The sequence below is a fragment of the Micromonospora sp. WMMC415 genome, from assembly GCF_009707425.1.
GTDB lineage: Bacteria > Actinomycetota > Actinomycetes > Mycobacteriales > Micromonosporaceae > Micromonospora.
The window spans coordinates 2836743-2849620 of record NZ_CP046104.1; the positions used below are offsets into that span (position 1 = coordinate 2836743).

Annotated in this window: 11 protein-coding genes; 8 read left to right on the forward strand and 3 right to left on the reverse strand. The window is 73.1% G+C overall.

The window, feature by feature from the left end; all coding sequences use genetic code 11:
* Positions 1 to 170 precede the first annotated feature (170 nt).
* Positions 171 to 977, reverse strand: coding sequence for a class I SAM-dependent methyltransferase (locus GKC29_RS13675; RefSeq protein ID WP_155331199.1), 807 nt, complete (start codon positions 975 to 977; stop codon positions 171 to 173).
* 395 nt (positions 978 to 1372) lie between these two features.
* Here GKC29_RS13675 and rpsA point away from each other — a divergent pair, with 395 nt between their 5' ends.
* Positions 1373 to 2857 carry a 30S ribosomal protein S1 gene (gene rpsA, locus GKC29_RS13680; RefSeq protein WP_155331200.1) on the forward strand — a complete coding sequence of 495 codons (1485 nt, stop codon included), beginning with the start codon at positions 1373 to 1375 and terminating at the stop codon, positions 2855 to 2857.
* A 372-nt stretch (positions 2858 to 3229) separates the two neighbouring features.
* Positions 3230 to 4411: a dephospho-CoA kinase gene (gene coaE, locus GKC29_RS13685; protein WP_155331201.1), complete on the forward strand. Its 1182-nt coding sequence runs from the start codon at positions 3230 to 3232 to the stop codon at positions 4409 to 4411.
* 4 nt (positions 4412 to 4415) lie between these two features.
* On the opposite strand, the gene GKC29_RS13690 is transcribed toward coaE, so the two are convergent.
* Positions 4416 to 6038, reverse strand: a complete 1623-nt coding sequence (locus GKC29_RS13690; protein WP_155331202.1) for a hypothetical protein — start codon at positions 6036 to 6038, stop codon at positions 4416 to 4418.
* Between the two features lie 296 nt (positions 6039 to 6334).
* Between GKC29_RS13690 and uvrB the strand changes: the two genes are divergently transcribed.
* The 4 genes from uvrB to GKC29_RS13710 all read left to right on the forward strand — a co-directional run bounded on the left by uvrB (position 6335) and on the right by GKC29_RS13710 (position 10678).
* Positions 6335 to 8434, forward strand: coding sequence for an excinuclease ABC subunit UvrB (gene uvrB, locus GKC29_RS13695; protein ID WP_155331203.1), 2100 nt, complete (start codon positions 6335 to 6337; stop codon positions 8432 to 8434).
* A 10-nt stretch (positions 8435 to 8444) separates the two neighbouring features.
* Positions 8445 to 9296 carry an AraC family transcriptional regulator gene (locus GKC29_RS13700; RefSeq protein WP_230689025.1) on the forward strand — a complete coding sequence of 284 codons (852 nt, stop codon included), beginning with the start codon at positions 8445 to 8447 and terminating at the stop codon, positions 9294 to 9296.
* Positions 9297 to 9320: 24 nt separating this feature from the next.
* Positions 9321 to 9689: a VOC family protein gene (locus GKC29_RS13705; RefSeq protein WP_155331204.1), complete on the forward strand. Its 369-nt coding sequence runs from the start codon at positions 9321 to 9323 to the stop codon at positions 9687 to 9689.
* Between the two features lie 128 nt (positions 9690 to 9817).
* On the forward strand, positions 9818 to 10678 hold the full coding sequence (locus GKC29_RS13710; RefSeq protein WP_155331205.1) for a helix-turn-helix transcriptional regulator: 861 nt from the start codon (positions 9818 to 9820) through the stop codon (positions 10676 to 10678).
* A 124-nt stretch (positions 10679 to 10802) separates the two neighbouring features.
* Here GKC29_RS13710 and GKC29_RS13715 read toward each other — a convergent pair whose 3' ends face one another.
* Positions 10803 to 11096, reverse strand: a complete 294-nt coding sequence (locus tag GKC29_RS13715) for an antibiotic biosynthesis monooxygenase (protein WP_155331206.1) — start codon at positions 11094 to 11096, stop codon at positions 10803 to 10805.
* Positions 11097 to 11172: 76 nt separating this feature from the next.
* On the opposite strand from GKC29_RS13715, the gene GKC29_RS13720 reads away from it, so the two are divergent.
* Both GKC29_RS13720 and GKC29_RS13725 read left to right on the forward strand, forming a co-directional pair.
* Positions 11173 to 11541 carry a hypothetical protein gene (locus GKC29_RS13720; RefSeq protein ID WP_230689026.1) on the forward strand — a complete coding sequence of 123 codons (369 nt, stop codon included), beginning with the start codon at positions 11173 to 11175 and terminating at the stop codon, positions 11539 to 11541.
* 316 nt (positions 11542 to 11857) lie between these two features.
* Positions 11858 to 12856 (forward strand): TerC family protein, encoded by a 999-nt coding sequence (locus GKC29_RS13725; protein WP_155331207.1) that lies wholly within the window; start codon positions 11858 to 11860, stop codon positions 12854 to 12856.
* Positions 12857 to 12878: the final 22 nt, after the last annotated feature.

The following is a 12878-nucleotide window of genomic DNA, read 5'->3' on the forward strand; positions in this document are numbered from 1 at the left end:
GGCTCCGCGCCGTCGGCCCCGGGCCCGGACCGCCGCCCGCCCGCGCCCTCACGCGCGTCCGGTCCCCGCGCGTCCGGTCCTCAGGCGTCCGGTCCCCGCGGGTCCGGTCCTCAGGCGTCCGGTCCCCGCGGGTCCGGTTCTCAGGCGTCCGGTCCCCGCGGGTCCGGTTCTCAGGTGGGCGGTTTCTCGGTGACGAAGATGGCCGTGCCGGGGAAGAGCCGCCCCCGTAGCGGGCTCCACTGGCCCCAGATTCCCTCGTGCCCCTCCGGCCACTCCGGCTCGACCAGGTCGACCAGCCGGAAGCCCGCGCCCACCAGCTCCCGGATCCGGTCGCCGAGCGTGCGGTGCTGCTCGACGTACGTGGCGACCCCGTGCTCGTCCTGCTCCACGTAGGGGGAGCGGTCGAAGTACGAGTGCACGGCGGTCAGCCCGTGCTCGCCCGGATCGTCGAGGAAGATCCAGCGCATCGGGTGGGTCACCGAGAAGACCCAGCGCCCCCCGGGACGCAGCACCCGGGCGACCTCCCGCATGACGGCAGCCGAGTCCGCGACGAACGGGACCGCGCCGAACGCCGTGCACACCACGTCGAACGCGGCGTCCGCGAACGGCAGGGCGAGCGCGTCGGCCTGCACCAGCGGTACGCGTACCCCGGTGTGGCCGGCGGCGAGCGCCGCGTGCCGCAACATGCCGGCGGACAGGTCCAGGGCGACCGGCCGGGCTCCCTGCGTGGCCAGCCACCGGGCCGCGGCGGCGGCTCCGGCCCCCAGTTCCAGCACCCGCCGCCCGGACACCTCGCCGAGGAGGCGCGCGTCCGCCTCGCGCAGCCCCTCGGGACACCAGACGAAGTCCACCTCGCCCAGGAAGGCTCCGTGCTCGGCCTGGTACGCGTCGGCGTCGCCGTCCCACCAGCGGCGGTTGGCGCGGCGCGCCTCGGCGTCGCCGACGGTGCGGCGGGCCACCCGGCTGTCGTCGTCCACCCGCTCACGCTAGGCGGCGACCCGGCGCCCGCGGCCGGCGGGGCCGTCGGCGCGTCGGTCCTCGGCCCCCCGACCACGCCCTACCCTTGCCCGGTGGGGCCGGTGTGACTCGCGTGACACCCGAGGCGAGTTCGGGCTGAAATCTCCGCTTTCGCAGCTGACGAGGTAGCGATGAGGTGGGAGGGCTTGCACGCTGTGGTAATGCAGCGGGTAGGCTAGACGATGCGCTCGCGGATCGTGTGCCTCGGCAGGGAGCAGGTGCGCGGTCGACGGAGCCACATCATGATCCCCATCAGCGATCGTAGGGTGTGCCCGGCGGCGGATCCGCTGGCGCGAACAGGTCACCGCGGCCCACGTCCGTGATGACAACCCATCCGACCGGAGCAACCGCCCACATGACGAGCAGCATCGAGGCCCCCTCGAGCGCCATCAAGGTCACCGTCGACGATCTCGGTTCCGAGGAGGCTTTCCTCGCCGCGATCGACGAGACCATCAAGTACTTCAACGACGGCGACATTGTCGAAGGCACCGTCGTCAAGGTCGATCGGGACGAGGTCCTGCTCGACATCGGCTACAAGACCGAGGGTGTCATCCCCTCTCGGGAGCTGTCGATCAAGCACGACGTGGACCCGGCCGAGGTGGTGTCGGTCGGCGACCACATCGAGGCCCTTGTCCTCCAGAAGGAGGACAAGGAGGGGCGTCTGATCCTCTCGAAGAAGCGCGCCCAGTACGAGCGCGCCTGGGGCACGATCGAGAAGATCAAGGACGAGGACGGCGTCGTCCGCGGCTCGGTCATCGAGGTGGTCAAGGGTGGCCTCATCCTCGACATCGGCCTGCGCGGCTTCCTGCCGGCCTCCCTGGTCGAGATGCGGCGGGTGCGTGACCTGCAGCCGTACGTCGGCCGCGAGCTCGAGGCCAAGATCATCGAGCTGGACAAGAACCGCAACAACGTGGTGCTGTCCCGCCGGGCCTGGCTGGAGCAGACGCAGTCCGAGGTGCGCACCGAGTTCCTCAACAAGCTCCAGAAGGGCCAGGTCCGCAAGGGCGTCGTGTCCTCGATCGTCAACTTCGGCGCCTTCGTCGACCTGGGCGGCGTGGACGGCCTGGTGCACGTCTCCGAGCTGTCCTGGAAGCACATCGACCACCCGTCCGAGGTCGTCGAGGTGGGCCAGGAGGTCGAGGTCGAGGTCCTGGACGTCGACCTGGACCGCGAGCGGGTCTCGCTGTCGCTGAAGGCGACCCAGGAGGACCCGTGGCGGCAGTTCGCCCGCACCCACGCGATCCAGCAGATCGTGCCCGGTAAGGTCACCAAGCTGGTGCCGTTCGGCGCGTTCGTCCGGGTCGACGACGGCATCGAGGGCCTGGTCCACATCTCCGAGCTGGCCGAGCGCCACGTGGAGATCCCGGAGCAGGTCGTCCAGGTCGGCTCCGAGGTCATGGTCAAGGTCATCGACATCGACCTGGAGCGTCGCCGGATCTCGCTGTCGCTGAAGCAGGCCAACGAGGGCTTCGTCGAGGGCGAGGAGCACTTCGACCCGACCCTCTACGGCATGGCCGCGACCTACGACGCCGAGGGCAACTACATCTACCCGGAGGGCTTCGACCCGGAGACGGGCGAGTGGCTCGAGGGGTACGAGAAGCAGCGCGAGACCTGGGAGCAGCAGTACGCCGAGGCGCGCCAGCGCTGGGAGGCCCACCAGAAGCAGGTGCAGACCTCCCGCGCCGCCGACGCCGAGGCGGCCGCCGCCCCGGCTCCGGCCACCGGCACCACCACCACGACCAGCCCGGCCCCGAGCCGGCAGGCCGAGGAGCCGGCCGGCACCCTCGCCACCGACGAGGCGCTCGCCGCGCTGCGGGAGAAGCTCGCCGGCGGCAAGTGACCCTCACGACAACTCCAGCTCGGCGCGCCTGACGCCGCAGCGCCCGGAGCCGTCGCTGACGACGGGCCCCGTCCCCGCGATCGACAGATCGCCGGGGCGGGGCCCTCGCCGTTTCCACGCCGGCCGTCGAGCCGGCCACCACACATGATCGACGCGGGACGGGGCATACCGGGCCCGTCCTGCCGCGACCAGGCCCGAGCTGCCGCAGGCTGAGTCGATCACCTCGACATCGTGATCCACTCCATGCCAACGCCGTCGCGGCATCCGGCCAGACCGGACAGCGCGATGCCGGCGTCACCGCGGCGCGCGGCCGGACATCGCGGGGCCCGAGTCCGGTTTGGCACGTCGCGGATGATCCGGTTGACTGGTGCCGTGTTGAAGGTGGGATTGACGGGCGGGATCGGTTCCGGCAAGAGCGCGGTGGCGGCCCGGCTGGCCGAGCGGGGCGCCGTGGTCGTCGACTCCGACCTGATCTCCCGGGAGGTGGTCGCCCCCGGCACCGAGGGGCTCGCCGAGATCGTCGCCACCTTCTCCGAGCGCGTGCTCGCCCCCGACGGTGCGCTGGACCGCGCCGCGCTGGGCGCCGTGGTCTTCGCCGATGAGAACGCCCGCCGGACGCTGGAGTCGATCATCCATCCGCGGGTGCGGGCGCGCAGCGCCGAGCTGGTCGCCGCGGCGGGGCCGGACGCGATCGTGGTCAACGACGTGCCGCTGCTGGTGGAGGTGGGGCTCGCGCCCACGTACCACCTGGTGGTCGTGGCGGAGACGGCCGTGCCGACGCGGCTGCAGCGGCTGGCGCGGGACCGGGGGATGGACCCGGCGGAGGCCCGGCGGCGGATCGCCGCGCAGGCCGACGACACCCGCCGGCGGGCGGCGGCCGACGTGGTGCTCACCAACGACGGCACCCTCGCCGAGCTGCACGCCGCGGTCGACGCGCTCTGGGCGGACCGACTGCTGCCCTACGAGGCGAACGTCCGCCAACGGCGGGCGGTCCGACCGCCGCGGGTCGAACTGATCGAGGCGGACCCGACGTGGCCGCTGCAGTACGCCCGGCTGGCCGCCCGGATCCGGCACGCCGTCGCCCCGGCCGACCTGCGGATCGACCACATCGGCTCCACGGCGGTCCCCGGCCTCGCCGCCAAGGACGTGATCGACGTCCAGCTCACCGTGCCGCGCCTCGCCGACGCCGACGGGCCGCTGGCCGAGCGTCTCGCCGAGGCGGGTTTCCCGCGCCTGCCCGGCGAGTGGTGGGACACGCCCCGGCTGCCCGGTGACGACCGGTGGGAGAAGCGGCTGCACGGCAGCGCCGACCCGGCCCGGCCGGCGTACCTGCACGTCCGGGTAGCCGGCTCGCCGGGCTGGCGGTACGCGCTGCTGATGCGGGACCACCTGCGGGCGGACCCGGACCAGCGGGCGGCGTATCTGCTGCTCAAGCGCGAGCTGGCCGCCTCCGCGCCGGACGCCGTCACCTACTCGACGGCGAAGGACCCGTGGTTCGACGAGGAGCACCTGCGGGCCGAGGAGTGGGCCGTGCAGACCGGCTGGCGGCCCTGACCGGTCACCGCCCGCCCGACGTGGTGGTGCGTGCGGCGTCGAGTCGGGGCACCGACCCCGGCACCAGGTCGAGCTGCGCCCACGTGTGTGCCCGGGTCGGCAGTTCCAGCCGGCGCAGCAGGCCGGACCGGTCGATCCAGTAGCGCAGCCGCGCGCCGGACGACCGTAGCTCCACCACGTCGACGCCGGTCCCGGCGAGGCTGTCTTCGCGGATCCGTCGGGCGGTGCCGATCGGCGCGGCGGTTCCGGCCCGCAGGGCGGTCGCCACCAGCGTGGTGAGGTCGTCGGCGGGCGCGGCCCGCCAGCCGTCCACCGGCACCGGCAGCGGCGGGCGGCCGGGCGCCTCCACGGTGCCGGGGACGGTGCCCGCCGGCACGTCCGTCCGGGTGGCGCGGCCGGCGTCGTGCCGCACCAGCGTCCGTCGCCCGGGCTGGTCGAGGTCGGCGACGACGAGGTAGGCGTCCCGCCGACTCCAGGTGAGCCAGCCGGCGCCGCGCAGGTTCGTGCCGGGGCCGAGCGGGGCGGTGACCGTGACGGTCGCCCCGCCCACGTCGCGCAGGCGCGCGGGGAGCCGTTCCAGGCGGCGCTGCTCGGCGGGGGTGAGTGTCCGTGGCGTCCCGGGTCGTCCGCCCAGGGCGTCCACCGGGCGCAGGGTGGGCCGGTCGGTGCGGTTGAGCTGCACGGTGACCGGACCGGCGCCGGGCAGCCGGACCTCGAGCCGGTGCAGCCGGGCGTCGCCGTCCACCCACCAGCGCCCGTCCGGAAGCGCGGGCGTGGCGGCGTCGGCGGGGGCCGGCAGCGGCGCGGTCAGGATGTCCACCGGCTGGGCCGCCACGTCGGTCCGGCCGGTCCAGCGCGCCGTGTCGGCGGCCGGCGCGTCGGGCCGGTCGGCCGCGAGCCCGAACAGCAAATCGAGGACGGGGGCGAGGCGCCCGCCGGCGGGCAGTGCGGTCAGGCGCCACCGGTCGGCCGGCGGCACCAGGGGCGGGGGCGCCGGGGTCGGTACGGCGTCGGGGTCCGGCCGCAGGACCACCGTCGACGGCGTGGCCTGGAGGAGCCCTCGGGCGGGGCCCGCGCCCGGTCCACCGACGTCGAGGTAGACCAGGGGGCGGGACCAGTCCACCCAGCCGACCAGTTCGGTGCGCTCGCCGCCGGTTCCCGCCGTCAGACGCACGCCGGCCCGCAGGTCGCGGTAGTTGGTGACCCGCATCGCCGCGAGCCGCGTCCGCTCCTCGGCGGTCAGCGCGCGGGGCGGGTCCGACGGTCGGGGCGCCCAGCTCAGCAGCCCGACGACCAGGGCGACGGCGGAGACCAGGGCCACTGCCGCGAGCACCAGGAGGGTGGTGCGGCGGCGGCCGGTGAGCACCCGGGGAAGCTGACCGGTCTGGGTACCGTCGGGCAGCGGGCGGTGGGGTGCCGGGGGAGGGACGCCGCCGGGGATCCGGCGCCGGCGGGCGCCGCGTGGGGCGGTGCCGGGCGCCGGGGTGCGGGCCGGTGCCGTGTCGCCGGGCGTCGGCGGCGGATCCGGCTCGACGTGGTCGGGGTCGACCGGGTGCGGAGCGCGGCCGGCGGCCGGCGGGCGCTCCGGTTCGGGTGGCGTGCGGCGGCGGCGGGCGGAGGACTCCACGCGAGGTTGAACGGATTTCACCGGCCGGGGGTGACGTGTAGGGGCGCTCGCGGCGGCCGGTCAGCGCCGTCAGCGCGACCACGTCGGGTGCGCACTCCGGAAACGGGTGCTGCGACCCCTGTGCCGGGGGCGGCCGGCCGTCGAGGGCCCGGCCACCGGCCCGGTCGGCCGCCGCGAGCGGCCTACGCGAAAAGCGTAGTCCTGTGGGATGGGGCACACAATGGGAATATCGAAGCCGATCACGGACCGTCGGTAGTCGGCCCGGGGTGTCGGACCCCGGGCGTACCGTGGATGTCATGGCGCTCGACATTCCCCGGCTCGACGGCCGTTTCCAGGTCATCAGTGAGTTCCAGCCGGCCGGTGACCAGCCGGCCGCGATCGACGATCTGGAGCGGCGGGTCCGGCGCGGCGACCGTCACACGGTGCTGCTCGGTGCGACCGGCACCGGCAAGAGCGCCACCACGGCGTGGCTCATCGAGCGGATGCAGCGCCCCACGCTGGTGCTGGCCCCCAACAAGACGCTCTGCGCCCAGCTGGCGAAGGAGTTCAGCGAGCTGCTGCCGCACAACGCGGTGGAGTACTTCGTCTCCTACTACGACTACTACCAGCCCGAGGCGTACATTCCGCAGACCGACACGTACATCGAGAAGGACTCCTCGATCAACGAGGAGGTCGAGCGGCTGCGCCACTCGGCGACGATGTCGCTGCTGACCCGCCGCGACGTGGTGGTGGTCGCCACCGTCTCGGCGATCTACGGCCTGGGCACCCCCGAGGAGTACCTGGACCGCGCCGTCCGGGTCGCCGTCGGCCAGGAGCTGGACCGGGACCAGTTGCTGCGCCGCCTCGTCGACATCCAGTACACCCGCAACGACATGGCCTTCCAGCGGGGCACGTTCCGCGTCCGCGGCGACACCCTGGAGATCATTCCGGCGTACGAGGAGCTGGCGGTCCGGATCGAGCTGTTCGGCGACGAGGTGGAGAAGCTCTACTACCTCAACCCGCTCACCGGTGACGTCGTCCGTGAGGTCGACCACCTGCTGATCTTCCCGGCGACGCACTACGCGGCCGGCCCGGAGCGGATGGAGCGGGCGATCCGCGACATCGAGACCGAGCTGGGTGAGCGGCTGGCCGAGCTGGAGCGGCAGGGCAAGCTGCTGGAGGCGCAGCGGCTGCGGATGCGCACCACGTACGACATCGAGATGATGCGGCAGGTCGGCTTCTGCTCCGGCATCGAGAACTACTCGATGCACATCGACGGTCGGCTGCCCGGCAGCCCGCCGCACTGCCTCCTCGACTACTTTCCGGACGACTTCCTCACCGTCGTCGACGAGTCGCACGTGACGATCCCGCAGATCGGCGGCATGTACGAGGGTGACGCCTCCCGCAAGCGCATGCTGATCGACCACGGCTTCCGGCTGCCCAGCGCCGCCGACAACCGGCCGCTGCGCTTCGACGAGTTCCTGGAGCGGGTCGGCCAGATGGTGTTCCTGTCGGCCACGCCCGGCCCGTGGGAGCTGGAGCACGCCCAGGGCGAGTTCGTCGAGCAGGTGATCCGTCCGACCGGCCTGGTCGACCCGGAGGTGGTCGTCAAGCCGACCAAGGGCCAGATCGACGATCTCATGCACGAGATCAAGCTGCGCACCGAGCGGGACGAGCGGGTCCTGGTCACCACGTTGACCAAGAAGATGGCCGAGGACCTGTCGGACTACCTCCTGGAGAACGGCATCCGCGTGCGGTACCTGCACTCCGAGGTGGACACGCTGCGCCGGGTCGAGCTGCTGCGCGAGCTGCGCAAGGGCGACTACGACGTGCTGGTCGGCATCAACCTGCTGCGCGAGGGCCTCGACCTGCCCGAGGTGTCGCTGGTCGCCATCCTCGACGCGGACAAGGAGGGCTTCCTGCGCAGCGGCCGGTCGCTGATCCAGACGATCGGCCGCGCGGCGCGCAACGTCTCCGGCCAGGTCCACATGTACGCGGACAAGATCACCCCGTCGATGGCGGAGGCGATCGAGGAGACCAACCGCCGGCGGGCCAAGCAGATCGCGCACAACGAGGCGAACGGCATCAGCCCCGAGCCGCTGCGCAAGAAGATCCACGACATTCTCGACGACATCTACCGGGAGGCGGAGGACACCGACACCCGGGTCGGCGGGGCGGTGCGGCAGCTCTCCCGGGGCAAGGCGCCGGTCAAGGAGACCCGCAGCCGGGGTCGGGCCGCCGGTCCCGCCCGGGAGGGGATGGCCCGGGCCGAGCTGGCAGAGCTGATCCAGGAGCTCAACGACCAGATGCTCGCCGCCGCCCGGGAGCTGCAGTTCGAGCTGGCGGCCCGGATCCGCGACGAGATCGCCGAGCTGAAGAAGGAACTGCGGGGCATGGACGCCGCCGGGGTGAAGTGAGCGCCCGGGGATGACCATGGACGAGGTGGTGGTCGGCACGCCGGAGGCGCGGTTGCGCCCGTTCGTCGACCACTACCTCGGCTACCGGGAGACCGCGCCGCTCCCGCTGGTGCGGCGTCAGGCGGCCGGCGCGTTCGTCGTGCTCGTCCTCGGCTGGGGCGACCCGCTGGACGTCGTGGACCCGCGGGCGGCCGCGCCCGGCGCCGTCGGGGTGACCTCGTTCGTCGCCGGCCCGTACGACGGGTGGTGCACGACCACGACACGGGGCGTCGGCACGGGGATCGAGCTGATCCTCACCCCGTTGGCCGCGCGCCGGCTGCTCGACCTGCCACTGGACGAGGTGACCAACCGGGCGGTCGCACTCGACCGGCTGCCCGACCCGTGGCTGGCCCGGCTCGGCGACCGGCTGGCCGGCGAGGCCACCTGGACCCGCCGGTTCGCGCTGCTCGACGCCGCGGTGGCCACCCGACTGGCGGCCACCGCGCCGGTCGACCCCCGGCTGGGGCGGGCCTGGCGACGCCTGGCCGGCACCGCCGGCGGGATCGGCGTCGCCGAGCTGGCCGACGAGCTGGGGTGGAGCCGCCGGCACCTGACCGTCCGCTTCCGGCAGGAGATCGGCGTGTCACCGAAGACCGCCGCCCGGCTGTTGCGGTTCCAGCGGGCGTACGCGACCGTCTCCCGGGACCTGGTGTCCCCGCCGACGCCCGGTGGGGCCGTCCCTCGGCGGGGGTGCGGCGGGTGGGCGGAGCTGGCGGCGTGCTGCGGGTACTACGACCAGTCGCACCTGATCCGGGACTTCCGCGAGTTCACCGGCACCACCCCCGGCGCGCTGGCGGGATCACATTCGTCCAATCCGGCCTGACCGGGTGGCCGACAGGATCGCCCCATGAGAAGCATCTATCCGACCTTCCGCTATCCGGACGGGCGCGGCGCGATCGAGTGGCTGTGCCGGGCGTTCGGCTTCCGGGTGCACGAGGTGCACGAGACACCTGACGGTTCCGTCACGCACGCCGAACTGATTTTCGACGACGGGATCGTCATGGTGGGCACGGGGCCGGGCCCGCGGAGCCGCCCGGCCGACGACGACTACGCGGTCTACGTCGCGGTGGACGATCTGGACGCCCATCACGAACGGGCCCGGGCCGCCGGTGCCGAGATCGTCCGCGCCCCCTTCGACACCGACTACGGCTCCCGCGACTACGCCGCTCGGGACCCGGCCGGCCGGGTCTGGTCCTTCGGCACGTACCGGCCGTGAACGCGGCGGCCCCGGCCGACGGAGCGGCCGGGGCCGGCAGCGCCACACCCGGGAACGTCGCTTTCCGCAAGCGTTGTATTGCGCTGGGTGATCGTCCTGCGTACTCTCCCTCGGTGGGGAGGCGGGAAATGCCGTTGCCAACAAGTCCGGTCATCCGACGCGCGCGACTCGGTGCCGAGCTGCGTCAACTGCGCCGACGGGAGGCACTCACCCTGGAGCAGGTCTGCGACCGGCTCGGCTGGGCCTCCACCTCCAAGCTGTCCCGCATCGAGCTCGGGCAGAGCCGCCCGGACCTCGCCGACGTGCTGGACCTGCTCGACGTCTACCAGGTGCCACCGGCCCAGCGGGACGCGCTCATCGTCATCGCCCGGGACGCCGCCACGAGCCGGGGCTGGTGGCGGGCGCTGGGCGAGATGGGGGAGCGGCAGCGCACGTACGCGGAGCTGGAGGCCGGTGCGGCGAGCATCGTCGACTGGCAGCCCGCCGTCGTGCCCGGGCTGCTCCAGACCCCGGCGTACGCGCGGCTGCGGGTCACCGCCGGCCACCTGGTGGACCCGACGGTGGACGTCGAGGGGGACGTCCGGGCCCGGCTGATCCGGCACGACGTGCTGCGGCGGGAGGACCCACCCCGTTACACGGCGATCCTCGCCGAGGCGGCGTGCGAGGCCGGCGACACACCGCCCGAGGTGTGGCGCGAGCAGCTCCGGCACCTCGTCGACCTGGCCGAGCTGGCGAACGTGACGATCCGCCTGCTGCCCCGCGACCGGGCCCCACGCGGCGGGGTGCAGCCGCTCACGCCGTACTCCTGCTACTCGTTCCCGGATCCGGCCGACCCCCGCACGGTGATGCTGGAGGCGCTGACCACCGACGTCCGGCTGGTCGCACCGGTCGACGTGGACCGGTACGAACGGCTCACCGGGTGGCTGCTGGAGGCCGCGCTGACACCGGAGGAGACGGTCGCGGCGCTGGGCCGGCGGCTCGCCGACTGACGTGGTGGCCGTCGCAGGGTTGACGGCGGCAGCCGCGCGGTCGTCCGGGCCCGGCGCCCCCGAGCCCGTCGGGACCGGCGACCGGCGCGTGCGGACAGCACGATAGGCGTCGGGTACGACAGGGTCAGGCGAGCACGTCGACGAAGTGCTCGACCAGCGGCGGGTTGGCGAAGTGCGGGCCGATCAGCTCGCGCCACCGGGTGAACCGTTCGGTGTTCCGGAAGTTCTCGGTGTGCGCCTCGACCGAGTCCCACTCGACCAGTAGCACGAACCGCGACGGCGACTCCACGCCCCGGGTCATCCGCACCGACCGGCAGCCGGGCGTGCCGGCGAGCACCCGGTGCCCCTCCGCGTACGCCGCGGCGAACTTGTCCTCGTGTCCCGGCAGCACGTCGATCAACGCGACCTCAAGCACCATGTGCGCAGCCTCGCACGGCGGCGCGCGCGGGGTTCGCGGCGGGGGCGGCTTCCCGCCGGCTGGACGGATCTCCAGGGTGATCGGGCGGGAACGGTCCGGCGTCGGCCCGCAGGTGCGGCGCGGTGCCGACTTCCGGCACGGCCTGGTGGTCGGGAAGTCCTACCCGCCGCACGCCGGGCACCACGCGCTGATCGACGCCGCCGCCCGCTGCGCCGCCGTCACCGCAGTCGTGGCACCGTCGCGCCGGGAGTCGATCCCGCTCGACCTGCGGCTGGCCTTGCTGCGTGAGGCGCACGCGGGTGCCCCGTGGGTGCGCTTCGTCGGGACGTACGACGACCATCCGGTCGACTACGCCGATCCGGCGGTCTGGGACCTGCACTGCGCGGTGTTCCGCGCCGGCCGGGCCGGGCGCCGGCCGGGTCGAGGCTGGAGGCTAGCCTCCTAGGAAGCCTTACCCGCGGTGATCGGCGCTATTCCCGTTCGGAGAGGTGGGGAGGGACACCGGACGCCCAAGGTGCGGTCACTGGCCGCAGTGGGTGAGAATGACGGGCGAGGAGGGGAGTATTCCCCTGCGACGGAGTCGTCAGCACGGTCGACCGCCGGCCCCGGTGGCGCGACCCGGCCCCGTCGGTCGCCGTCCCATCCGGGGGCGGCGGCGGAAGAGACCTCCGACAGTCACCAGAGTCAGCGTCACCGGCTCACCGCGCCCCGTGAGGGCGTACGGTGTGCCGGACGTTGCGTGTCTGCCGGAGGAATGAACCTTGGACGTGTCCGGAGCGGTGTGGGCGGGAACGCTCGTCGCACTGACGGCGATCCTGCTCGTCGACCTTCTGATCATCGGTCGGCGCCCGCACGAGCCCAGCGTGCGCGAGTCGAGCCTCTGGGTCGGCTTCTACGTCGCCCTGGCTCTGATCTTCGGCGCGGGCGTCTGGCTCGCGTCCGGGCCGAGCGCGGCGGGCCAGTTCTACACGGGCTGGCTGACCGAGTACAGCCTCTCGGTGGACAACCTCTTCGTCTTCGTGATCATCATGGCCCGCTTCGGCGTGCCCCGGCAGTACCAGCAGAAGGTGCTGCTCGTCGGCATCGTGCTCGCGCTGGTCATGCGTGGCGGCTTCATCGCCGCCGGTGCCGCGCTGATCTCCCAGTTCTCCTGGGTCTTCTACATCTTCGGCGCCTTCCTCATCTACACGGCGGTCAACCTGGCCCGGCAGGGCGAGCCGGACGAGGACGAGTTCACCGAGAACGTGCTGATCCGGTGGAGCCGCCGGGCGCTGCCCATCTCACGCGACTACGACGGCGCGAAGCTCACCACGTACGAGAACGGCCGCCGCCTGTTCACGCCGATGCTGATCGTGATGATCGCGATCGGCACGACCGACCTGATCTTCGCGCTCGACTCGATCCCGGCGATCTTCGGTATCACCCAGGAGCCGTACCTGGTGTTCACCGCGAACGTGTTCGCGCTGATGGGTCTGCGGCAGCTCTACTTCCTGCTCGGCGGCCTGCTGGACCGGCTGATCTACCTCAGCTACGGCCTCGCGGTGGTGCTCGGCTTCATCGGTGTGAAGCTGGTGCTGGAGGCCCTCGCGGACAACAACCTGCCGTTCATCAACGGCGGCGAGCACGTCGCCTGGGCCCCGCACATCCCGATCTGGCTGTCGTTGACGGTCATCCTCGGAACCCTGCTGGCGGCCACCGTGGCGAGCCTGGTCAAGTCGTCCCGGGACCGCCGCCGGGAGCTGGTCAAGGCCCGCGGCTGAGACCCCGGTGACGGCGGGGGTG

Excerpts from the sequence above, each read along its gene's own strand:
- rpsA (WP_155331200.1), top strand. The coding sequence starts at position 1,373 with ATGACGAGCAGCATCGAGGCCCCCTCGAGCGCCATCAAGGTCACCGTC.
- uvrB (WP_155331203.1), top strand. The coding sequence starts at position 6,335 with ATGGCGCTCGACATTCCCCGGCTCGACGGCCGTTTCCAGGTCATCAGT.
- GKC29_RS13700 (WP_230689025.1), top strand. The coding sequence starts at position 8,445 with ATGACCATGGACGAGGTGGTGGTCGGCACGCCGGAGGCGCGGTTGCGC.
- GKC29_RS13705 (WP_155331204.1), top strand. The coding sequence starts at position 9,321 with ATGAGAAGCATCTATCCGACCTTCCGCTATCCGGACGGGCGCGGCGCG.
- GKC29_RS13710 (WP_155331205.1), top strand. The coding sequence starts at position 9,818 with ATGCCGTTGCCAACAAGTCCGGTCATCCGACGCGCGCGACTCGGTGCC.
- GKC29_RS13715 (WP_155331206.1), bottom strand. The coding sequence starts at position 11,096 with ATGGTGCTTGAGGTCGCGTTGATCGACGTGCTGCCGGGACACGAGGAC.